The organism is Pararhodobacter zhoushanensis (assembly GCF_025949695.1).
Lineage (GTDB): Bacteria > Pseudomonadota > Alphaproteobacteria > Rhodobacterales > Rhodobacteraceae > Pararhodobacter > Pararhodobacter zhoushanensis_A.
Map to the genome: position 1 here is coordinate 2,540,823 of NZ_JAPDFL010000001.1, position 20,878 is coordinate 2,561,700.

19 protein-coding genes and 1 tRNA gene are annotated in these 20,878 nt (G+C 65.1%); 13 read left to right on the plus strand and 7 right to left on the minus strand.

Going from position 1 to position 20,878, the window contains the following annotated elements:
• Positions 1-23 precede the first annotated feature (23 nt).
• The 4 genes from ribD to OKW52_RS12780 all read left to right on the plus strand — a co-directional run bounded on the left by ribD (position 24) and on the right by OKW52_RS12780 (position 4,878).
• A complete protein-coding gene (gene ribD, locus OKW52_RS12765; protein ID WP_264506051.1) occupies positions 24-1,145 on the plus strand; it encodes a bifunctional diaminohydroxyphosphoribosylaminopyrimidine deaminase/5-amino-6-(5-phosphoribosylamino)uracil reductase RibD in 1,122 nt (373 codons plus the stop codon).
• A gap of 204 nt (positions 1,146-1,349) precedes the next feature.
• Positions 1,350-3,758 carry an endopeptidase La gene (gene lon / locus OKW52_RS12770; RefSeq protein ID WP_264506052.1) on the plus strand — a complete coding sequence of 803 codons (2,409 nt, stop codon included), beginning with the start codon at positions 1,350-1,352 and terminating at the stop codon, positions 3,756-3,758.
• A gap of 189 nt (positions 3,759-3,947) precedes the next feature.
• Positions 3,948-4,022: transfer RNA gene (locus OKW52_RS12775), tRNA-Val, on the plus strand.
• 196 nt (positions 4,023-4,218) lie between these two features.
• Entirely contained in the window at positions 4,219-4,878 is a 660-nt protein-coding gene (locus tag OKW52_RS12780; protein ID WP_264506053.1) for a glutathione S-transferase family protein, read from the plus strand.
• Positions 4,879-4,885: 7 nt separating this feature from the next.
• Here OKW52_RS12780 and OKW52_RS12785 read toward each other — a convergent pair whose 3' ends face one another.
• Positions 4,886-5,437, minus strand: coding sequence for an alpha/beta family hydrolase (locus OKW52_RS12785; protein ID WP_264506054.1), 552 nt, complete (start codon positions 5,435-5,437; stop codon positions 4,886-4,888).
• A 187-nt stretch (positions 5,438-5,624) separates the two neighbouring features.
• Here OKW52_RS12785 and parE point away from each other — a divergent pair, with 187 nt between their 5' ends.
• The 3 genes from parE to OKW52_RS12800 all read left to right on the plus strand — a co-directional run bounded on the left by parE (position 5,625) and on the right by OKW52_RS12800 (position 8,962).
• On the plus strand, positions 5,625-7,577 hold the full coding sequence (gene parE / locus OKW52_RS12790) for a DNA topoisomerase IV subunit B (protein ID WP_264506055.1): 1,953 nt from the start codon (positions 5,625-5,627) through the stop codon (positions 7,575-7,577).
• A gap of 342 nt (positions 7,578-7,919) precedes the next feature.
• Positions 7,920-8,267 (plus strand): hypothetical protein, encoded by a 348-nt coding sequence (locus OKW52_RS12795; protein WP_264506056.1) that lies wholly within the window; start codon positions 7,920-7,922, stop codon positions 8,265-8,267.
• Positions 8,268-8,542: 275 nt separating this feature from the next.
• Positions 8,543-8,962 (plus strand): hypothetical protein, encoded by a 420-nt coding sequence (locus OKW52_RS12800; RefSeq protein WP_264506057.1) that lies wholly within the window; start codon positions 8,543-8,545, stop codon positions 8,960-8,962.
• Positions 8,963-9,055: 93 nt separating this feature from the next.
• Here the strand turns inward: OKW52_RS12800 and OKW52_RS12805 are convergent, their stop codons facing one another.
• Complete coding sequence (locus tag OKW52_RS12805) at positions 9,056-9,448, minus strand: YccF domain-containing protein (protein ID WP_264506058.1); 393 nt, start codon at positions 9,446-9,448, stop codon at positions 9,056-9,058.
• Between the two features lie 88 nt (positions 9,449-9,536).
• Here OKW52_RS12805 and OKW52_RS12810 point away from each other — a divergent pair, with 88 nt between their 5' ends.
• Positions 9,537-11,363 (plus strand): ABC-F family ATP-binding cassette domain-containing protein, encoded by a 1,827-nt coding sequence (locus OKW52_RS12810; protein WP_264506059.1) that lies wholly within the window; start codon positions 9,537-9,539, stop codon positions 11,361-11,363.
• Here OKW52_RS12810 and OKW52_RS12815 read toward each other — a convergent pair.
• From OKW52_RS12815 to OKW52_RS12825, 3 genes are read right to left on the minus strand one after another with little or no spacing between them, the layout of a single operon-like run.
• Positions 11,360-11,980 carry a DedA family protein gene (locus OKW52_RS12815; RefSeq protein ID WP_264506060.1) on the minus strand — a complete coding sequence of 207 codons (621 nt, stop codon included), beginning with the start codon at positions 11,978-11,980 and terminating at the stop codon, positions 11,360-11,362. The genes OKW52_RS12810 and OKW52_RS12815 overlap by 4 nt on opposite strands.
• Entirely contained in the window at positions 11,952-12,296 is a 345-nt protein-coding gene (locus tag OKW52_RS12820; protein ID WP_264506061.1) for a hypothetical protein, read from the minus strand. The genes OKW52_RS12815 and OKW52_RS12820 overlap by 29 nt, the downstream gene beginning before the upstream one ends.
• Before the next feature lie 7 nt (positions 12,297-12,303).
• On the minus strand, positions 12,304-13,938 hold the full coding sequence (locus OKW52_RS12825; protein ID WP_264506062.1) for a hypothetical protein: 1,635 nt from the start codon (positions 13,936-13,938) through the stop codon (positions 12,304-12,306).
• 292 nt (positions 13,939-14,230) lie between these two features.
• Here OKW52_RS12825 and OKW52_RS12830 point away from each other — a divergent pair, with 292 nt between their 5' ends.
• On the plus strand, positions 14,231-14,704 hold the full coding sequence (locus tag OKW52_RS12830) for a peptidase S1 (RefSeq protein ID WP_264506063.1): 474 nt from the start codon (positions 14,231-14,233) through the stop codon (positions 14,702-14,704).
• A gap of 63 nt (positions 14,705-14,767) precedes the next feature.
• On the opposite strand, the gene OKW52_RS12835 is transcribed toward OKW52_RS12830, so the two are convergent.
• A complete protein-coding gene (locus OKW52_RS12835) occupies positions 14,768-15,484 on the minus strand; it encodes an SDR family NAD(P)-dependent oxidoreductase (protein WP_264506064.1) in 717 nt (238 codons plus the stop codon).
• Positions 15,485-15,724: 240 nt separating this feature from the next.
• Between OKW52_RS12835 and OKW52_RS12840 the strand changes: the two genes are divergently transcribed.
• Both OKW52_RS12840 and OKW52_RS12845 read left to right on the plus strand, forming a co-directional pair.
• Complete coding sequence (locus OKW52_RS12840; RefSeq protein ID WP_264506065.1) at positions 15,725-16,297, plus strand: biotin transporter BioY; 573 nt, start codon at positions 15,725-15,727, stop codon at positions 16,295-16,297.
• 118 nt (positions 16,298-16,415) lie between these two features.
• The gene (locus tag OKW52_RS12845; RefSeq protein ID WP_264506066.1) at positions 16,416-17,597 is read left to right on the plus strand and encodes a trans-sulfuration enzyme family protein; all 1,182 of its coding nucleotides are present in this window, start codon (positions 16,416-16,418) and stop codon (positions 17,595-17,597) included.
• 225 nt (positions 17,598-17,822) lie between these two features.
• Here OKW52_RS12845 and OKW52_RS12850 read toward each other — a convergent pair whose 3' ends face one another.
• Positions 17,823-19,487 (minus strand): hypothetical protein, encoded by a 1,665-nt coding sequence (locus OKW52_RS12850; RefSeq protein WP_264506067.1) that lies wholly within the window; start codon positions 19,485-19,487, stop codon positions 17,823-17,825.
• A gap of 221 nt (positions 19,488-19,708) precedes the next feature.
• On the opposite strand from OKW52_RS12850, the gene OKW52_RS12855 reads away from it, so the two are divergent.
• Positions 19,709-20,575 (plus strand): RCC1 domain-containing protein, encoded by an 867-nt coding sequence (locus OKW52_RS12855; RefSeq protein WP_264506068.1) that lies wholly within the window; start codon positions 19,709-19,711, stop codon positions 20,573-20,575.
• Entirely contained in the window at positions 20,527-20,862 is a 336-nt protein-coding gene (locus OKW52_RS12860; protein WP_406622256.1) for an RCC1 domain-containing protein, read from the plus strand. Before OKW52_RS12855 ends, OKW52_RS12860 begins: the two co-directional genes overlap by 49 nt.
• Positions 20,863-20,878: the final 16 nt, after the last annotated feature.

Below are 20,878 nucleotides of genomic sequence, written 5' to 3' on the forward strand. Positions count from 1 at the left end.
TAGCAAGATGAAAAGGCGCGGTTATGAGCGAGACCGATCGCAGATTCATGCGTATGGCGCTGTCACTGGCGGCGCGCGGGTTGGGCAGTGTCTGGCCCAATCCGGCGGTGGGTTGCGTGATCGTCAAGGACGGGATCGTCCTGGGGCGCGGCTGGACGCAGCCCGGTGGGCGGCCGCATGCCGAGGTGCGCGCGCTGGCGCAGGCGGGGCGCGCGGCGCGCGGGGCGACGGTCTATGTGACGCTGGAACCCTGCGCGCATCACGGCGTGACCCCGCCTTGCGCCGAGGCGCTGATTGCCGCCGGGGTAGCGCGGGTGGTGAGTGCCTTGACCGACCCCGATCCGCGCGTGGCGGGGCGCGGTCATGCGATGCTGCGGGCGGCGGGAATTGCGGTGACCGAGGGTGTGGAAGAGGCGGCAGCACGGCAGGCAAATGCCGGGTTCCTGAGCCGGGTGACGCAGGGCCGCCCGGTGGTGACGCTGAAGCTGGCGCTGACGCTGGATGCGCGGATTGCCACCGTGACCGGCGCCTCGCGCTGGATCACCGGACCCGAGGCGCGTCGCCGTGTGCATCTGATGCGTGCCACGCATGATGCGGTGCTGGTCGGCGCGGGCACGGCGCGGGCGGACGATCCCGACTTGCGCATCCGCGATCTGGGCATTCTGCGCCAGCCGGTGCGGGTGATTGCCGACAGCCGTCTGGGGCTGTCGCCCGACAGCCGTCTGGGGCGCAGTGCCGCTGACAGCCCGGTCTGGATCCTGCATGGTCCGCAAGTGCCCATCGGTGCGCGCGCGGCATGGGTCGAGCGGGGGGCCGAGCTGATTGTCTGTCAGATCGACGCGATGGGCCGGATCGACATCGCCGATGCGCTGACCCAACTGGGCGCGCGCGGGCTGACGCGTGTGTTGTGCGAAGGCGGGGGCGGGCTGGCGGCGTCTTTGGTGCGCGCAGGGCTGGTGGATGAGCTGGCGGTGTTCAGCGCGGGGCGGCTGTTTGGCGCGGATGGCACCGCAGGGCTGGCCTCACTTGGCGTCACCCAGATCGGTGCCGCCGAGTGGAAACTGCTCAGATCCGAGCCCGTGGGGGACGATTTGCTGCACCATTGGCGCCGGGTTGCGCCCGTCGCCCGACCGCGCATCCCTTGAAAACGTTAACCTTTTGGTGACTCATTCCCAAAAGCGCCCAAGTCGGCGCAAACTTGTGCCACACTGGTCGCTCAAGGATACGGCATGGGAGTGTTACAGGATGTTGAATTTTCCATCCGTTGGTACCAGATATGTTTGTGAACGGGATCGCCCGCACCCATCCCTAGGGGCAACACGGGCGACTGAAACGAGTTGAGGTCAGGTATGACGAACCCAATCAAAGCCTACGCAGTCCTGCCGCTGCGCGATATGGTCGTGTTTCCGCACATGATCGTGCCGCTGTTTGTCGGTCGCGACAAGTCGGTGCGCGCGCTGGAAACCGTGATGCGCGACGACCAGCAGATCCTGCTGGTGGCGCAGCGTGATCACGCCGCCGAAGATCCGGGCGCGGATGGCATGTATGAGGTTGGCGTTCTGGCCAATGTCCTGCAACTGCTCAAGCTGCCCGATGGCACGGTTAAAGTGCTGGTCGAGGGGAAAACCCGCGTCAAGATCGGCAGTTTCGTCGAGAATGAAAACCATTTCGAAGCCGAGGCCGAGGTGCTGCCCGAGGCTCTGGGCGACGCCGATGTCGTCGAGGCGCTGACCCGCGCCGTCTCGGACGATTTCGAGCGCTACGCCAAGATCAAGCGCAACATCCCCGAAGAAGCGCTGACCGCCATCTCGGATGCCGGGGAGCCCGCGCGTCTGGCCGATCTGGCCGCTGGTCATCTGGGCGTCGACGTCCCGCGCAAGCAGGAACTGCTGGAGACGCTCACCGTCGCCGAGCGGCTGGAAAAGATCTATGGGCTGATGGAGGGCGAGATTTCCGTCCTGCAGGTCGAGCGCAAGATCAAGAGCCGCGTCAAGTCGCAGATGGAACGCACCCAGCGTGAATACTATCTGAACGAGCAGATGAAGGCCATTCAGAAGGAGCTGGGCGAGGGCGAGGATGGCGCGAACGAGCTGTCCGAGCTGGAAGACCGCATCAAGACCACCAAGTTCTCGAAAGAGGCGCGCGAAAAGGCCGAGGCCGAGCTGAAAAAGCTCAAGTCGATGTCGCCGATGTCGGCCGAAGCCACGGTGGTGCGCAACTATCTGGACTGGCTGCTGGCCCTGCCATGGGGCGTGAAAAGCCGCGTCAAGAAAGACCTCAACCGGGCGCAGATGGTGCTCGATCAGGACCACTACAGCCTTGAAAAGGTCAAGGAGCGCATCGTCGAGTATCTCGCCGTGCAATCGCGCTCGGCCAAGCTGAAGGGGCCGATCCTGTGCCTCGTCGGGCCTCCGGGCGTGGGCAAGACCAGCCTGGGCCGGTCGGTGGCGAAAGCTACGGGGCGCGAGTTCATCCGCATCAGCCTTGGCGGCGTGCGCGACGAATCCGAGATCCGCGGCCACCGTCGCACCTATATCGGGTCGATGCCCGGCAAGATCATTCAGGCGCTGAAGAAGGCGAAGACCACCAACCCGCTGATCCTGCTCGATGAAATCGACAAGATGGGGCAGGACTTCCGTGGCGACCCGGCCAGCGCGATGCTCGAGGTGCTTGACCCCGAACAGAACGCGACCTTCACCGACCACTATCTTGAGGTCGAGTATGATCTGAGCGACGTGATGTTCATCACCACGGCGAACAGCTACAACATGCCCGGGCCGCTGCTGGATCGGATGGAGATCATCCCGCTCTCGGGCTACACCGAGGACGAAAAGGCCGAGATCGCGCGCCGTCACCTGATGCCCAAGGCGATCAAGAACCACGGGCTGCGCAAATCCGAACTCAGCGTGTCCGATGACGCGCTGACGGCGATCCTGCGCCATTATACCCGCGAAGCCGGGGTGCGGAACTTTGAGCGTGAACTGAGCAAGATCGCGCGCAAGGCCGTCACCCAGATCGTGCGCAAGCAGGAAAAAACGGTCGAAGTCACCGCCGAAAACCTGTCCGACTATCTGGGCGTCGAGCGGCATCGCTATGGTCTGGCCGAGAAAACCGATCAGGTCGGCGTGGTCACGGGTCTGGCCTGGACGCAGGTAGGCGGCGATCTATTGCAGATCGAAGCGCTCAAGCTGCCGGGCAAGGGCCGGATGAAGACGACCGGGAAACTGGGCGATGTGATGAAGGAATCCATCGACGCAGCGTCGAGCTATGTGCGCTCGATCAGCCCGCAGATCGGCGTCAAACCGACGATGTTCGAATCGATGGACATCCACGTCCACGTGCCCGACGGCGCCACGCCCAAGGACGGGCCCTCGGCCGGTCTGGCCATGGTCACGGCCATCGTTTCGGTGCTGACCGGGATCCCGGTGCGCAAGGACATCGCCATGACCGGCGAGGTTACGTTGCGCGGCAATGCCAGCGCCATCGGCGGCCTGAAGGAAAAGCTGCTGGCGGCGCTGCGGGGCGGCATCACCAAGGTGCTGATCCCGATCGAAAACGCCAAGGATCTGCCCGAGATCCCCGACAACGTGAAAGCGGGTCTGGAAATCGTGCCGGTCAGCCACGTCAGCGAAGTGCTGCAGCACGCTCTGGTGCGCCAGCCCGAGCCGATCGAGTGGGATGAAGCCGCCGAGGAAGCAGCCCAAGCCGACCGCATGGCGCATGCCCGGGCCCATGGCACGGGTGCCACCGCGCATTGAGCGGGCTTGAACGCTGAAAGTGCCCGCCCCCGCGACGCCGGGGGCGGGTTTTTTCGTGCAGCGTTCTGCCCGCCACGGGGCCGCGCGGCGCTGCTTGCGGCACCCCCTCTGATGCCGGGACATTTTGCTGCCCCAACCCGCGAAAACCCTCTTGAGCCTGCCCGCGTGAGCAGCTAAAGACGCGCACGGGGGCGATTAGCTCAGCGGTAGAGCGCTTCGTTCACATCGAAGATGTCAGGGGTTCAAATCCCTTATCGCCCACCATTCCCCTTCTTTGTTGCGCCGGGTCAGCCTGCGCGCGCTTGCCGCGCGGGGTAGGGTGCGCTTCAGCGCACCAATCCTGCCACGGTGCGCTGAAGCGCACCCTACCGCTGCGAAACCGGCAGCCCCTTTTGATGACCTCTTGCGCGCGTCGTGAGGCGCGCTACGCTCGGTGCAAACACAGCAAAAGAGCAGGGTCATGGTCACGATATACGGGGTGCTGCGGTCACGGGCGACGCGGCCCATCTGGCTGATGAAGGAACTGGGCGAAGCCTTCGACCATGTCCCGGTCATTCAGGCGTACCGCCTGTCCGACCCGCAGGCGGCTGATGCGCCCTTCAATACCGCGTCGCCGGCGTTTCTGGCGATCAACCCGCAAAGCCAGATCCCGGCGATGACCGATGGCGATCTGGTGCTGACCGAATCCATGGCCATCGCCCTGTATCTGGCGCGCAAATACGGTGGGCCGCTGGCGCCGGCCTCAGTGGCGGAAGAGGGCGAGGCGCTGCAATGGGGCTTTACCGCGATCTCGGCGATCGAAGGCCCCGCGCTCGACATCCTCTATACCTACGCCGCCAAGGCGCAGGAAACGGCGGAAGGCCAGGCCAGACTTGCGACACTGACCCAAACGCTGGCGCGACCGATGGCCCGGTTGAACGCGCATCTCGCGGCCCATCCCTATCTTATCGGCGACCGCTTCACCGTGGCCGATATCCTGATGGCCGAATGCGTGCGCTACGTGCAACCACACGGTCCCGCCATGGCACCCTATCTTGCCGTGCAGACATGGATCGACCGGCTGCATGCGCGCCCGGCCTTTGCGCAGATGATGGCCGAGCGCAACACCGAGCCGATGTAGTCCCGGCTCACAGGCTCGCCAGAAACCCGTCGATCAAGCGGCCGATGGCCTGCCAGTCAGGGGCCGGGCGGGTGAATTCATGGTTTGTGGCGATCTCTTCATAGCGGATCGCCGCTGACAGCGTGACCTGCGACAGCCGCGTCGGCGTGCCATAGACATCCTGCTGGCCCTGCACGATCAATGTGGGCGTCTCCAGCGTGGCAAGATGCTGGTAGCGATGCGGCTCGTCGGGGCGGTTGGGGTTCTTGAACGGATAGCCCAGCACGATAATGCCGCTGATCAGCCCCGGCACATCCGCCGCCAGCTGCGTCGCCGCCACCCCGCCCGAGGACCGCCCGACCACCACCGCGCGCCGCCCCGGATGCGACAGGATCTCGGCCTTCAGCGCCGCGATACGCTGGGGCAGGGTGATCCAGCGCCCCGGCGTCACCCGCCGCGCGACAAGATCGGCGAACGGCACAAGCTCGACGGGCCGCAGCGCGACAAAGGCGTCTTCGATATACTGGTCGGCAGGAAAACTATCGCCCATCATGCTGTAAAACAACGCCGCCTCGCTCACATCCGCTCTCCGCTCCGGGCCACCGACCCCAGTTTGCGCATCACCGCCCCGGCTGTCCATCGCACCCGTGCAAGCGGGCCACGATCAGCCGTGGTCACGCGCCCGCGTTCCCCCTATACCTTGCGCCCCCATCAAGCGAATGGTCTATTGGGCGGCAACTCATCAAGACCAAGAATCGAGCAGTGCAATGACCGATTTCCTCTCGGGCCAGCCCGAAACCTATGACGCCTCCTCAATCGAGGTGCTCGAAGGGCTGGAGCCCGTCCGTAAACGCCCCGGCATGTATATCGGCGGCACGGACGAGCGCGCGCTGCACCACCTTGTGGCCGAGATCCTCGACAACTCGATGGACGAGGCCGTCGCCGGCCACGCCAACCGGATCGAGGTCGAACTCCACGCCGATTACTCGCTCACCGTGCGCGACAACGGGCGCGGCATGCCGTTTGATCCGCACCCCAAATTCCCCGGAAAGTCCGCGCTGGAGGTGATCCTGTGCACCCTGCACGCGGGTGGCAAATTCTCGGGCAAGGCGTATGAGACCTCGGGCGGTCTGCACGGCGTCGGGGCCTCGGTGGTCAACGCGCTCAGCGATGTGATGATCGTGCAGGTCGCCCGCGACCGCAAACTGGTCGAGCAGCGCTTTTCACGCGGCATCCCGCAAGGCCCGGTGGTCGAGATCGGCTCGGCCCCCAACCGGCGCGGCACCACCACCACCTTCCACCCGGACGAGCAGATCTTCGGCCAGCTGCGCTTTCGCCCGGCGCGCCTGCTGAAAATGGTGCGCTCCAAGGCCTACCTGTTCAGCGGCGTTGAAATCCGCTGGAAATCGGCGGTCGAGGATGCCGACACGCCGATGGAAGCCATCTTCCACTTCCCCGGCGGTCTGGCCGATTACCTGAACGAACAGCTGGGCAAGGACTTCACCTACGCCGACAAACCCTTCGCCGGGAAGGTCGGCTTTCAGGAGAAATTCGGCGTCCCCGGCTCGGTCGAATGGGCGATCAACTGGACGCCTGCCCGCGACGGCTTTGTGCAAAGCTATTGTAACACCGTGCCCACGCCCGAAGGCGGCACGCATGAGGCGGGCTTCTGGGCCGCCATCCTCAAGGGCGTGCGCGCTTACGGCGAGCTGGTCGGCAACCGCAAGGCCAAGGACATCACCCGCGAGGATATGGCGGCGGGCGGCTGCGCGCTGGTCTCGACCTTTATCCGCGAGCCGGAATTCGTCGGCCAGACCAAGGACCGCCTCGCCACCACCGAGGCCGCGCGTCTGGTCGAGGGTGCCGTGCGCGACCATTTCGACAACTGGCTGGCCGGTGATCCCAAATCCGCCGGTGCCATCCTTGACTACCTGATCCTGCGCGCCGAGGAACGCCTGCGCCGCCGTCAGGAAAAGGAAACCCAGCGCAAGACCGCCACCAAGAAACTGCGCCTGCCCGGCAAGCTGGTCGATTGCTCGGCCACCAGCCGCGAAGGGACAGAGCTGTTCATCGTCGAGGGCGACTCGGCCGGTGGCTCGGCCAAGATGGCCCGCGACCGCAAGAAACAGGCGCTCTTGCCCCTGCGCGGCAAGATCCTCAACGTGCTGGGGGCGGCGTCCGGTAAGATGGGCGCGAACGCCGAGATCAACGATCTGTGTCAGGCGCTTGGGGTCTCGATGGGCACCAAATTCCGCGTCGATGACCTGCGCTATGACAAGGTCATCATCATGACCGACGCCGACGTCGACGGCGCGCATATCGCGGCACTCTTGATGACCTTCTTCTTCACCCAGATGCGGCCCATGATCGACCACGGCCACCTGTATCTCGCCTGCCCGCCGCTGTTCCGCCTGACGCAAGGGGCCAAGCGCGTCTATTGTCTGGACGAGGCCGAGAAAGAGGAATGGCTGGCCAAGGGGCTGGGCGGCAAGGGGAAAATCGACGTGTCCCGCTTCAAGGGTCTGGGCGAGATGGACGCCAAGGACCTGAAAGACACAACGATGAACCCCGAGTCCCGCAAACTGATCCGCGTGTCGATTGACGAGGATATCCCGGGCGAGACGGGGGATCTGGTCGAGCGGCTGATGGGCAAAAAGCCGGAACTGCGGTTCCAGTATATTTCCGAGAACGCGCGGTTTGTTGAGGATGTGGATGTTTAATGACGGATTAAAAGTAAGTTCCAGGCGGAGATAAAGAATGGTAAATGATGCGGCGCGTGGAGACCTAAGCAATCTAATCGGCAGAGCGTTAAGTGCTTCAAATTCCACTGACGAAGGCCCGTTATCAAAGGCAGACTATGATGAGCTGAACTCGCTTTCTGTGGTATTGCAGGAATCGCTCCCAAAGCAGTTCTCGCGTATTCTGAGAGAAGAAGGGTACGCATTTAAGAGTTATCAACAAAGAGAGCTTGGGGAGCGCTTGAAGCGGTCGATAGATTTTTTGAGAAGTACGGAGAGCCTGTCTCAGAAAATGAGCAGTTAAGTCTTGATCCATTGTATTCTTTGGAAGAACCGGAAAGAATTAAAATTCTTGATCTATGTACCGCGATGCGCAAGATTATATTTGTTTCCGTGTTCTTTGATGATCCGCATAAGACGCGATTGCTGAATCGCATTGCAGCTATTGAGCGGGAAACTCACCGGAAAAAAGGTAGGCTTGATGTAGTGCTTGGCGGGGTTGTGGATATTGGTGATGCGCTCGGAAAGTTCGGTGAGAAAGTTGAGCCTTTGACGAAACGTATTCAAGAGATAGCGCGGATAGCGCGCGGAGGCTCGCGTGAATATGATCAAATCCCCGCACCAGAAGAACTGAAAAAGCTACCGGCACCCGACAAAACTGACTCAGAATAGCCTTTGGCTTGGATTCGTGCAGCCAGCCGTAGGATGCGCATTCATTGCGCACCATCCCCACGCCGGATTGGTGCGCAATGAAGGCGCGCCCTACCTGTAACACGCTTTGATCTGGCGGCCCATTTGCCGCAAGCTGTGCCGTCATCCCGTAGGGCGGGGTTCACCCCGCCATGTCGTCGTCGGATGGTGGGGTGAAACCCCACCCTACATCCAACCCATTCGGTTTTTCTTAACCCCTCCCTGCCACCCTCGGGCTCATCACCCTTGGGGGCCCCATGCGCCTTGTCCTGCTGTTCATCGTTCTGGCGACGCCGCTCTACGCCGACCCTTGCGCCGATCACTTCCGCGCCGGGCTGCGGGTGGCCCGGCCGCTCGACGTCTGGCTGGCCGAAACCGAAGCGACGCTCTACGCCGGTCTCGACTGGGTGACCCGCGCCCGGGTGATGGAGCGGCTGGAGGCGCGCTCGGCCGTCACCAGCGCCTGTCAGGAGGTCGCCACCCTGCGCCGCGCTCTGCACGCCGCGCAGGATCGCCTCATCGCCGCGCAGCGCAGTTTTCAGCTGGCGTCGGCGCTTTGTTGGGACGTCAACCGCGCCCGCGCGCAGGGCAATCTGGCGTCGCTGGATGACCACGCCACCGCCCTGCGGGATCTGGCGGGGTACATCGCATCGCTCGACGAGCGATGTCCCGGCTGATCCAACCCCGGCGACAGCCGTTGCCACAAGGTTAACGCGACCTGCTAACGGGTTGAAAACACGCAACCCGCTGCTCTGTCCCATCAGGGGACATCACCGTGGCACGATGGTTTTCCCCACCGGCCACAGCGCGAACCCGGCCAGCTTCAGATGCGCCCAGGCGAAGGGCAGGCCGATGATCGTCACCGCCATCAGCACCGCCGAGATCAGATGCCCCAGCGCCAGCCACCACCCGGCCAGCACCAGCCACAGCACGTTCCCCAGCGTCCCCAAGGCGCCCGTGCCGATATCCGGCCCCGACACCTCGGTCCGGTCGACCGCCTGCATGCCGAAGGGCAGCAGGCAGTACCCGGCCATCACCACCGCCGAGCGCGCCCAGGGCAGCCCCACGATACTGATCGCCATCAGCAGCGCCGCGAACAACCAGCCAACGGCCATCCATACGCCGCCAAAGACAAGCCACAGAACATTCAGGATCAAACTCATGCCGGGTCTCCTTTCTCATCACATGGGGACGCCGCCGCGCCGTTCAAGCCATCTTGACCCCGGCACGGCCCCGCGCTAGCCCCCGCGCATGGCACCCGCACCCCTTTTGCAACTCTCCGGGATCTCGCTGACTTTCGGCGGCAATCCCTTGTTCGACACCCTCGATCTGGTGATCCAGCCGGGCGACCGTCTGGCGCTGGTCGGCCGCAACGGGTCGGGCAAATCGACGCTGATGAAGATCATGGCCGGTCTGGCCGAGGCCGACAAAGGCATCCGCGTGCTCACGCCCGGAACGACCGTCGGCTATATGGAGCAGGACCCCGATTTCAAGGGTTTCGCGACCTTGGGCGATTACGCGCTGTCGCAGCTCGACCCGTCCGAAAGCTACAAGATCGAGATTGCCGCCGAAGGCTTGGGCTTTGATCCCGATGTCGCGGTCGAGACCGCCTCGGGCGGTGAACGCCGCCGGGCTGCACTGGCCAAGCTGCTGGCCGAAGCGCCCGAGCTGATGCTGCTGGATGAGCCGACCAACCACCTCGATATTCAGGCCATCGGCTGGCTGGAAGAACGCCTGCGCGAAACCCGCGCGGCCTTTGTGATGATCAGCCACGACCGGGCATTTCTGAATGCGCTCAGCCGGGCGATGCTGTGGGTCGACCGCGGGCAGGTACGCCGGCTGGAGCAGGGGTTCGCCGCGTTCGAGGATTGGCGCGACAAGACCTGGATGGAAGAGGACGACGCCCGCCACAAGCTGGATCGCAAGATCAAGCACGAGGCGAAATGGGCGGTCGAGGGCATCAGCGCGCGGCGCAAACGCAATCAGGGCCGGGTGCGCGCGCTGCAGGAGCTGCGCTCGGAACGCTCCAGCCAGATCCGCCGTCAGGGCACCGCCGCCATGGCGCTGGATGCCGGGCAGCAGTCGGGCAAACTGGTGGCCGAGGCCGTGGGGATCTCGAAAACCTTCGACGGTGTGCCGATCCTCAAGGATTTCAGCCTGAAGGTGCTGCGCGGCGACCGGGTGGCCTTTGTCGGCCCCAATGGCGCGGGCAAAACGACGCTGCTCAAGATGCTGACCGGCGAGATGGAGCCTGATGAGGGCACGATCCGGCTGGGCACCAATCTGGATATGGCGCTGTTCGACCAGACCCGCGCGCGGGTCGATACCGAGATGACGCTGTGGGAGAACCTGACCGGCGATCCCGAAATGCGGGTCAGCGGGCAGGCCGATCAGGTCATGGTGCGCGGCGTGCCCAAGCATGTCGTGGGCTATCTCAAGGAATTCCTGTTCGACGAGGCGCAGGCCCGCGCCCCGGTGCGCAGCCTGTCGGGCGGTGAGCGGGCGCGTTTGCTGCTGGCCAAGATCATGGCGCGCGAGAGCAACCTGCTGGTGCTCGACGAGCCGACCAACGATCTGGACGTCGAAACGCTCGATCTGCTGCAGGATATCCTGGGCGAATACCCCGGCACCGTGCTGCTGGTCAGCCACGACCGCGATTTCATCGACCGGGTGGCGACGACAACGCTGGCCTTTGAAGGGCAGGGCAAGGTTGTCGCCTATGCCGGGGGCTGGTCGGATTACCAGGCGCAAAAGGCGCTGACCGAGCCGAAGCCGGTAGCGGACAAAGGCGGGTCCAAGCAAGCGGGAAAGGCCGGTCAGAAGTCGGCCAAGTCCACGGCGGCGCCGGTCAAGGGACTGACGTTCTCCGAGAAGAAGCGCCTGGAAGCGCTGCCCAAGGACATCGCGCGGCTTGAGGCCGAGATCGGCAAGCTGACCGAGCTGTTGTCAGACGCCGCGATCTACACGCGCGAGCCGGTCAAGGCCTCCAAGGCCAGCCAGATGCTGACCGAACGTCAGATCGCACTGGGCAAAGCCGAGCAGGAATGGCTGGCGCTGGCCGAGCGGGATGAAGGTTAAGGCGCTGGTTTGTGCCACTTTCGGCGCACCAGCACCCACCCCAGCAACACCGTCACGGCAAGGGAAGCCATCAGGCCCGAGGCGTTGCTCAACGCCTCGCCGATTTCGGTGATCGAGCCCCCGGCCAGATACCCGACACCGACATAAACCAGCACCCAGACGCATTCCCCTGCGATCCCGGCGGCGGTGAAATGGAGCCATGTCATGCCTGCGCCCCCGGCCAGCAGGTTGACATACGGCCCCAGAACGCTGAACAGCCAGCGCGACAGGAACACCGCCACCGCGCCGCGCCGATTGACCGAAAGCCGGGCGCGTTCGAGGACGGCTGCGCGGGTGTGATTCTGGTTCAGCCAGACTGCGGTGCGTTGATAGCCGACCCGTCCCAACTGATACCCGGTCTGATCGCCCAGAATCGCACCGATCAATGCCGCGCTCATGGCAGGCACCAGGTCCAGATCGCCTGAGGCGGCAAAGGCGCCGGCAGCCAGCATCATCATAGAGGAGGGCACCGGCACCGCCAGACAGGACAGGAAGGTCACGATGGCCAGCGCCGTGGCGCCCCAGTCCGCGACCAGCGCGAGCATCCACTCAGTCATGTCCATGCTCACGATACGCATGGATACCATCCTCGATCCGCGCGATCAGCACCGACAACGGGATGCCCTCGTCTCGCGCGATCATCTCAAGGCTGCGGCGCGGACGGTTGTTGCCGGTCACCCCGGCCGCCTCCATCATCACCGCGCGCGGGACGTCCCACGAGCGGCCGACATAGCCAAGGGGCATCCAGCCTTCCATCGTCTGATCGATATGGGCAGGGTTGGTCCAATAGAGGGCGTTAAGCGCCAGCCGGGCGCCAAAGAACAGCGTCAACCCCAGCGCCAGCACGAAAGCTGCACGCAGCAGCCAGCGGATCTTGGGGTGTTGCTTGGGCATGTGGGCCTTAGGGTTGGGCGGAGTCCCGGGGGATCAGCCGGATAAAGGGCACGCCCCAGGGGCGCGCGACGGTGAGCATTTCAAAATCGAACAGGGCGAGTTCGGGTTTCACGCGCTCATCCAGAAACGAGGTCTCAAGATAGCGGCGAATGGTGTCGCTGTCCCAGTCCTCGGCCCCGTCGGGGACGCGCAGATACTCATACGAAGACAACAGGGTGAATCCGTCGGTATAACTGTCGCGCAAAAGGCGGCCGTGATGCAGGGCGTCCAGACTTTGGGCGTCGCCGGCAAAGACAAAACCGTGACGGACCGGGAAGTCGAAGGTGAAATTGATCATCCCGTCGCCAAATTCCATCACGCGCGGGTTTGGCTCCTGTCTGCGGATCGCGGCTTCTGTCTGCGCCCGCGCCAGCCAGAAATCGCGTTGCGCCGGTCTCAGCGCATCGGTGGTCAGCGTCGCCGACCAAAGGCTGGCATGCAGCAGGCTCATCCCGCCCAGCACCAGTGCCGCAAGGGCAGCGGTCCCGCGCGACTGCAGGCGGCGGGCGACAGGAGCAAGCAGGATTGCCGCCCCGGCGCTCATCATCGCCATCGACAGGGCGTAGTACCAGGTCGCCTGATGCCAGTAGTTGACGTTGACGAAATTATAGAGCGCTTTCAGAAGGATGCCGATGCAGATCCCGGCCATCAACGGCGCCCAGGTCTGCCCGCGGTAGCGTTTCAGGATCGCAAAGAGGAACCCGGCGGCAAAGAGCGCGGGGATCACCAGTTCGACCACCCGGAACGCCCCGCCCAGCAGGCCCGCGCGGTCGGCGGTGTAGCTGGTCAGCGCCGCGCGCAGATCGATAAGCGGGGCGAAAAACGTCGCCAGCGTAACCCAGGCATTCTGCAACAGCGCGCCTTCTCCCTTGGCCGCGCCGCTGACCGGGGCGAGCATGCCCGTGGTCCAGACCGACCAGCCAACATAGAGCGCGACCGCGATGGCGGTGGGCGCGACAAGGAGTGCGGCGTCGGTGATGCGGCGGGCAAAGGGGCGGCCGGGCCAGAAGGTGACGCACAGGGCGATCCCGGCGGGCACGAAAATCTCATCCAGCCGGGTCAGGACCAGCGCGGCGATGACCAGTCCGAGGGTCAGCGGGTGAGTCGTCCGCCGAGCGACCAGCCAGAGCAACAGGCCCGAGATCAGAAAGGCCAGCCCCGCCTCCATCCCGTCGAAGAATCCCCAGACCGGCAAATTGTGCAGGCTCTGGCCAATGGTCAGGTAATAGACCCCGGGCACCGTCAGCAGCGCCAGCAGCCACGAGCCGGTGAAGCGCTGGATCGCCGCCCCCAGCGCCAGCACGCCGCCCAGTGTGCAGGTAATGGCGCTCCACGCCACAAGGGTCATCGCGCCCAGCGGGTCGCCGGTCATCGCGGTGGCAAGGCGCACCCAGACCTGCCACGCCGGGTGAAACCCGTTGGTCGGGCGCAGGCCGTCAAAGCTCATCGCCGGTCCCTGCGAGGCCTGGCCGATCCCCAGATAGAGATAGGCGTCGCCGGCCAGAAACCAGAAGGGGGCCATCGCCCCCATGGTCCACGCAACAACCAGCGCGGGCATCAATGTGGTAAACGACGCAAAGGCAAGAAAGCTGATGGCACGCATAACGAGGTCTTTGCAGTTTGGCAGGCTGGAATGGGGCAGGGTACGACCGATGGACGGTCGCAGCATCGAATTAACCAGATGCAGGCCGTGCCGAAAACCCCGGACGGCAGTGGCAAGTGCGCCAATTGTTTCAACATCTGACAAAGCCCGGAGATTCAGGAAACATTCTGGACAGGTGAAGGAATTGCGGGCAGCATCGCGGCATTCCTGGGTCTGTTCGATGCTGGCGATCTTTTGTGATCATTGGGCCGGCGGGCCAAGACAGGAGGTATTAACGCGATTGGAGGATCGAATGATCAAACGTTTCAAACTGTTCATTGCTGCGGCTATCGCCGCCACGACGCTGGGCGGTGTTGCGACCACTGCCGCTGCGCAAAACTTTTCGCTGGCCCCGTCCTATGGCAGCGCCACGCTGAACGCAGGCTTCCTGCCCGATCCGCGCTCGGTCCGGGTGCGCGCCGGAGGGGATTACCATTTCGGCGGCAGCGGCGGTTGTCCGGGGGGCGGCTGGTTTGCCAATGCGCCCGATTTCCGCCTGCACTACCGCGCCGGGGGGTTCCCGCTGACGATTTATGTCAGCGCGCCGGGTGACACGATGTTGCTGATCAACGATCCGTCGACAACCTGGTACTGCAACGATGACTACAACGGGCTTGACCCGCTGATCCGCTTCTCGAACCCGCGGTCGGGCCAGTATGATATCTGGGCCGGGACCTATAACCGCTCGCGCGTGCGCAACACGATGATCTATATCAGCGAGCGGTGATCGCTGGTGACCCATGCGAAAGGCCGGGCGATTGCCCGGCCTTTTTGCTTGCAGATAAGGAGCTTAGCCCAACAGTGCGAGGATCCGTTCGGCCTCTAGCGCGCAAGGCGTCAGCGCGCTGGTATCCTCGCCGGGGAAGAACCGGGCGCGGGTCGCGGTGGGCATCGGCGCAGGCATGTCGATGATCACGCGCGGCGCCCCTTTGGCGGCCAGACTGGCGTTTTCAGCTGCCCAGGCACGGGCAAAGGCGATCTGCGCGGCCTTCGAGGCGCCGTAGGCGCCGAAGAACTTGGTAACTCCGTCACCATCATGCCAGCTCGGATCGTCAAAGAACAGCGCGGTGCCGCGCGGGCTGGGACGCAGAAGCGGCTCGATCAGCGGGATCAGCGCGCCGGTCGCCCGGACGGTGACATTGATCGTCTTGTCCCAATCCTTGGCCGCGACATGCCCGGCGGGGGACAGCGGCGGGACATGGACGGCGCAATGCGCCCACAGATCGACCTTGCCCCAGCGTTCATAGATCGACAGGCAGATCTGGCGCATCGCGTCGTCATTGGTGATGTCGACAGGCACAAGCGTGGCGCTGCCGCCCTTGGCCTTGATGCGGTCGTCCAGTTCTTCCAGGGCACCGGTGGTGCGGGCGAGGGCGACGATATGCCAGCCGCGCGCCCCAAGCGCCTCGGCCAGGGCTGCGCCCAGACCGCGCGACGCGCCGGTGATCAGCGCAATCGGGGCCTCAGGGGCGGCGGTTGATTCGGGTGTGTCAGGGTTCTGGCTCATGCTGCGCTCATGCCATCGCGTCCCGTGCCATGCAAGGCGGCGATGGGAAGCGCCCGCGACAAGAGGCCGGAGAGCGCGGATTCGCGCCCGGTCCCGTTTGCGAAGTTTTGAAATTTGCAGGTACTGGGGTTTGCAAAGTCAACGCGCAGTAAAGTGGCCGAGGTCGCGCGCGCCGCTTGACCCGACCGCGCCGACACCGGATAAACACATCAACTTGGACCGACGAACAGGGAGACCCTCATGGCCCAGCAAACTCTTCTTCAGGCCTCTTTTGGCACGCAATCGCTGCTCACCAAATTGCTCGCCGTTGTTGGCGGCTCTGCGGTGATCGCTCTGGGCGCGCAGGTCAGCGTACCGATGCTGCCGGTTCCGATGACCCTGCAAACGCTGGCCGTGCTCATGGTCGGTCTGGTCGCGGGCTCGCGTCTTGGCGCGGCGGCGGTGCTGACCTATCTGGCCGAAGGTGCCATGGGTCTGCCGGTGTTCTCGAACGGTGCTGCGGGTGCGGCCTATCTGTTCGGGCCGACCGGTGGCTTCCTGATCGGCTTTGTTGCCATGGCCTATGCCGCTGGCCTGCTGGCCGAGCGCGGCGTGGCGCGTGGGTTTCTTGGCACGGCTCTGGGTGTCGCGGCGATCTCGGCGCTGCTGTATGTGCCGGGCCTGATCTGGCTGACCGCTGTGACCCCGCTGGATCTGGGCGGCGCTGTGTCGCGCGGGATGCTGCCGTTTCTGGCCGGTGATCTGGTCAAGTCGGTGATCGCGGCGCTGATCGTCACGGGTGCCTGGACCACGCTGCGCGCCCGTCGCGGCTAAACTGCCGCCGATTGCCTGAAAAACAGCCCCCGGACGCCGCGCGCGTCCGGGGGTTTTTGCATGTCTTGCGGGGGCCTTGGCCGCGTGTCATCAACGGGGGAAGAAAAGGAGATTGCCCATGTCCGATACCCCTTCGCTGGTTCGCCGCACGCCGTGGCCGGCCAGCGCCTCGCGCCCGGTGGTCACGCCGCTGCAGCCCTCGGTGGTCTATGCCTCGCCCGATCCCGATACGCTGGACGCGCAATACGCGGGCACCAATCCGGGCTTTACCTATGCGCGCGAAGGGCACCCCAACGCGCAGGTGCTGGCCGAGAAAATCGACATGCTGGAAGGGGCCGAGGGCGGGTTGATCACCGGCTCGGGCATGGCGGCGGTGACGGCGGCGCTGATGGGTGTGTTGAAAGCGGGCGATCACGTTTTGGGCGGCGATCAGCTTTATGGCCGCTCTTTGCGGCTGATGGGGCAGGACCTGAACCGCTTTGGCATCGCGACCTCGCTGGCCGATTCGACCGATGCGCGGGCCTTTGCCGCGGCGATCCGGCCGGAAACGAAAATGATCCTGCTCGAGGTGGTGTCGAACCCGACGCTGCGGGTGGCGGATATCGAGGGCATCGCAGCGGTGGCGCGCGAGCGGGGGGTGTTGCTGGCGATCGACAACACCTTCACCACGCCGCGCGGGTTCCGGCCGTTCGAGCATGGCGCGGATATCGTCATTCATTCGGTGACCAAGATCCTGTCAGGGCACTCGGACGCCACGCTGGGCTATACGGCGACCAAAGACCCGGCGCTGCGCAAGGCGATCTATGATTTCGCCGTGACCACGGGGATGACGCCCAGCCCCTTCGATTGCTGGCTGGCCGAGCGCGGGCTCTATTCGTTCGAGCTGCGTTACGACCGGGCCGAGGCGAATGCGGCGGCGCTGGCCGATCATCTGGCGACGCTGCCGGGGGTGAAGAAAGTGCTGTATCCGACGCGCTCGGACCATCCGGACCAGAACCGCGCGGTGTCGCTGCTGGGTGAGCGCGGCGGGCATATGGTGAGCTTCGTGATCGAGGGCGACCGAGCCCAGGCCAACGCCCTGACCCGTGGCGCGCCGGATCTGGCCTTTGCGCCGACGCTGGGCGACATCGGCACCACGCTGTCGCACCCGGCCTCGTCCTCGCACCGGGCGCTGGCACCCGAGGCACGGGCGGCGCTGGGGATCACGGAAGGGTTCTTCCGGGTGTCGGTGGGGATTGAGGATATCGGGCTGCTCAAGAGCGAGTTTTCAAAGGCTGTGGCGGCATCGCAGGCGGTTTGAGCCTATCGGCGCCGGGGGCTGCCGCCCCAGGGCTACTATTGGTTCGGGGGCTGCCGCCCCAAGGCTTACTATTGGTTCGGGTGGCTGCCGCCCCCGGGCCCCCCGCTTCAAGGAGGGTACACGTACCCTCCTTGAAAATCCTCCCGTGGATATTTTTAGACAGATGATAGACAAAAGGCGCGCCTTGTCCGGGCGCGCCTGTTGGATTGATGTCGTACTGGCGGGTCAGTTGGCGAGGGCGAGGAGCTGGCGGTTCGAGATCGTGCCTTCGGCGCTGACCAGCCCGGCAAGGCGGCTGTCCGAGAGCAGATCGCGCAGATCCACGGCGCGGCCATTCATATAGGCGCGGCGGGCGACCAGCCGGATGCCGTGGCTGTAATCGGCGTATTGCGCGCCGTGGACGGTGCTGAGCGGCTGGATCGCCTGTCCGTTGCGCCGGTGCCAGCCATAGATGGCGACGCGGCCCGGATTGGACTGCAGGCGGTTGGTCAGCACGAGGTCTTTCTTGTGACCCGAAACGAGTTGTCCAAGATGGCCGCCTGCCTGACGGCGCTGGCCTTCGACCGTGGCGTTGTGGCGCAGGAAGTAATTGGTCGAGGCCATCTGTGCAGTCGGATCCATCGGCGCGGGGCTGAGGTGGATGGCGGCTTGCTGGTAGATCGCGTCGACCATGCGGGTCGTCGGCAGCACCATGTCGAAGCGTTCAGCCACGCGCATCGCAGCGGGCAGGCCCAGTGGCACGCGGACGAAATCGCTGTCCGAGCCGACGGCGAGGTAATCGGGCGTGACGCAGATGGTGACGCGGGTGGGCTGGCCGTTCGCGCCGGTGCCGTTGAAGGTCACGGGCACCAGATCACGCAGAAAATCGGGGATATTGCCGGCGAGAACCTCGGAAATGACCGCGTTGTCACGCTCGCCACCGCCGGTGCCGGTCAGCCGCCCGATCACGCTGCTGCCGTCACCGGCGCTGCGCGCGCGGCGAGGGATGGCGCGGGTGAGGGTGCTTTCGCAGCGGTCGGATTGCCCGGCGATGGCCGAAGTCAGCGGCGGAACCGAGAGCGACGGGGCGGGTGCCTGCGCGCGCGGCGTGATCGGTTGTGGCGTATCGAGCGAGGCGCTGGCGAGACGGGTCACGGCCTCAGGGCGCGGTTGTGGAAGGCGTGAGCGGATCAGGCTGGTTGAGTCGCCGCCGAGGCTGGCCAGAACGATCTGTCCGGGCGCGGCCTGGGTTTCGGCGGGCGCTGTATCGGCCACCGGCGCCGTGAACGGCCGCGCGCGCGGCATGGGCGAATGCGTCGGTGCGCGCAGGGCGGCGAGTTGTTGGGCGTCGAGTTGCTGGGCGTCGAGCGGCGGCACTTCAGTGGCCACGGCGTCGGGCTGCGGGGCAACTTGCGGGCGGGGCGGGGGCACCGCGCGGGGTGCCCGCAAAATAATTTGTGCCGGGGCGGGAACCGGAACGCGTGTGGTGCGTTCCCCTCGTGTCAGCAAGCTGCCTTCCGGCGCAGCGACGACCTCGGGGGCTGCGGTTTCCGAGGCGTCAGCTGCCGGGGCGGCAGGTATCGGAGGTCGGACAGGCTGCGGCGTCCGGCGGGGAAAGACCGCCTCATCCGCGTAGTCATGCGCGGCGAAGCCTGTCACCTGCGGAGCGTTCAGCGACGCCAGCCAGACCTGCGGCGCAGGGCTGCCCGACGCGGCGGGTTGGGTGCCTGCAGAGCGTGGCACGTCGCCTGCCGCTGCATGCGTTGCTTGCGGCGCCGGTTGCCAGAGCATCTGGGCACTGACCGCCACCAGGGCGAGCGCGCTCAACCCCGTAGCAACCAGCGTCAACGGCCGAGCAGCCGCGTTCAGGCGCATCTTTGCGGTGCGCAATTCTTGTGTGTCCCTCGTCATACTTATCCACATACCGGCGATTGTCTTAACCGGCAATGAAGGCATCTTGGATGTCGCGACGCATCGGCGGGGCCTTGCCGACCTGCGCAGCACCTGCGCGAAGGGTAGCACGGGACTCGCGGTATGGGTGCAAAAATCTCCAGCACGATTTCAGGCGGCATGCTACGCTCATGCCCGGTTCCGCCCCGCGGGAGGCGTGGCGCAACCCGGGAGAGAGTATCATGGTCAAGGTGTTGATGTGGCTTGCAGTCGCAGCCCTCGGCATGGTGGGAGCGCCGGCGTTTTTGCAAGCGCAGACGGTGGCGCATTTTCTGGAAATCGAGGCGGCACCGTTTCACGCCTGCGGGCGTGTCGCCGATGGCTCGGTTTTGTGCTGGGGGGCCAATGATCAGGGCCAGCTTGGCTCGGGTAAGGTGAGAGACCGGCGTTTTGCGCGCCGGGTGCACGGGATCTGGTCGCCCGTGACGGCAATCGGCACGGGTGAGTCGCACAGCTGCGCGATCGCGGCGCTGGGGCGGCTGCGGTGCTGGGGACGCAATGCCGAGGGCCAGTTGGGCAATGACACACAGACCGGACAGCTGGTGGCCGGTCCTGTTGCCGGGCCAAGACGGCGTTTTACCGCTGTGGCCGGGGGCATTGATCATAGCTGCGCACTGACGGCATCGACGCGGGTCTTTTGCTGGGGTGCCAACCCGACGGGCGCGGTGGGGGATGGCACAACGCAGAACCGCCTTGTGCCGACGCTGGTCGGCGGCTTGCCGCGCGGGCAGGTCGAGATCGGCACCGGCTACCGCTTTTCTTGCGCGCGCAACACGGTGGGAGCCGTGGCCTGCTGGGGCTCGAATGTCGCAGGGCGGCTGGGCAACGGACGCGCAGGAGACAGTGTGACGCCGGTGCGGGTAACCGGGCTCAACGCCGACGCTCAGGCACTGTCGGTGGGGGTTAACCACGCGTGCGCGCTTGCTGCCGCTGGCCTTGCGGTCTGCTGGGGGGCAACGACTTTGGCCAGATCGGTGACGGCACCGCAACGGAATCGGGCGTGGCCACGCCGGTGCCGGTTGCAGGATTGCCGCAGCCAGTCAGCCTGATCGAGGCCGGTGGCGGGCATAGCTGCGCTGTGGCGGACGGGGCGGTCTGGTGCTGGGGATGGAATATCCATGGCCAGTTGGGGGATGGGACCACCACCGACAGCGCCGTGCCCGTTGCAGTGCAGGGTCTGACCGGCGAGGTTGTCGCGCTCACCCTGGGCGATCTGTTCAGCTGCGCGCTGATGGCCGATGGCACGGCGAATTGCTGGGGCTCGAATGACCGGGGTCAACTGGGGGTGGGAACCACCGCGCCCTCAAGCGTGCCGATGCCGGTGCTGACGCCCTGAGGGACGTCAGCACTGC

What these genes read in the sequence shown, in the direction of transcription:
- ribD (WP_264506051.1), top strand. Translation starts at nt 24, where the DNA reads ATGAGCGAGACCGATCGCAGATTCATGCGTATGGCGCTGTCACTGGCG.
- lon (WP_264506052.1), top strand. Translation starts at nt 1,350, where the DNA reads ATGACGAACCCAATCAAAGCCTACGCAGTCCTGCCGCTGCGCGATATG.
- OKW52_RS12780 (WP_264506053.1), top strand. Translation starts at nt 4,219, where the DNA reads ATGGTCACGATATACGGGGTGCTGCGGTCACGGGCGACGCGGCCCATC.
- parE (WP_264506055.1), top strand. Translation starts at nt 5,625, where the DNA reads ATGACCGATTTCCTCTCGGGCCAGCCCGAAACCTATGACGCCTCCTCA.
- OKW52_RS12800 (WP_264506057.1), top strand. Translation starts at nt 8,543, where the DNA reads ATGCGCCTTGTCCTGCTGTTCATCGTTCTGGCGACGCCGCTCTACGCC.
- OKW52_RS12805 (WP_264506058.1), bottom strand. Translation starts at nt 9,448, where the DNA reads ATGAGTTTGATCCTGAATGTTCTGTGGCTTGTCTTTGGCGGCGTATGG.
- OKW52_RS12810 (WP_264506059.1), top strand. Translation starts at nt 9,537, where the DNA reads ATGGCACCCGCACCCCTTTTGCAACTCTCCGGGATCTCGCTGACTTTC.
- OKW52_RS12815 (WP_264506060.1), bottom strand. Translation starts at nt 11,980, where the DNA reads ATGCGTATCGTGAGCATGGACATGACTGAGTGGATGCTCGCGCTGGTC.
- OKW52_RS12820 (WP_264506061.1), bottom strand. Translation starts at nt 12,296, where the DNA reads ATGCCCAAGCAACACCCCAAGATCCGCTGGCTGCTGCGTGCAGCTTTC.
- OKW52_RS12825 (WP_264506062.1), bottom strand. Translation starts at nt 13,938, where the DNA reads ATGCGTGCCATCAGCTTTCTTGCCTTTGCGTCGTTTACCACATTGATG.
- OKW52_RS12830 (WP_264506063.1), top strand. Translation starts at nt 14,231, where the DNA reads ATGATCAAACGTTTCAAACTGTTCATTGCTGCGGCTATCGCCGCCACG.
- OKW52_RS12835 (WP_264506064.1), bottom strand. Translation starts at nt 15,484, where the DNA reads ATGAGCCAGAACCCTGACACACCCGAATCAACCGCCGCCCCTGAGGCC.
- OKW52_RS12840 (WP_264506065.1), top strand. Translation starts at nt 15,725, where the DNA reads ATGGCCCAGCAAACTCTTCTTCAGGCCTCTTTTGGCACGCAATCGCTG.
- OKW52_RS12845 (WP_264506066.1), top strand. Translation starts at nt 16,416, where the DNA reads ATGTCCGATACCCCTTCGCTGGTTCGCCGCACGCCGTGGCCGGCCAGC.
- OKW52_RS12850 (WP_264506067.1), bottom strand. Translation starts at nt 19,487, where the DNA reads ATGACGAGGGACACACAAGAATTGCGCACCGCAAAGATGCGCCTGAAC.
- OKW52_RS12855 (WP_264506068.1), top strand. Translation starts at nt 19,709, where the DNA reads ATGGTCAAGGTGTTGATGTGGCTTGCAGTCGCAGCCCTCGGCATGGTG.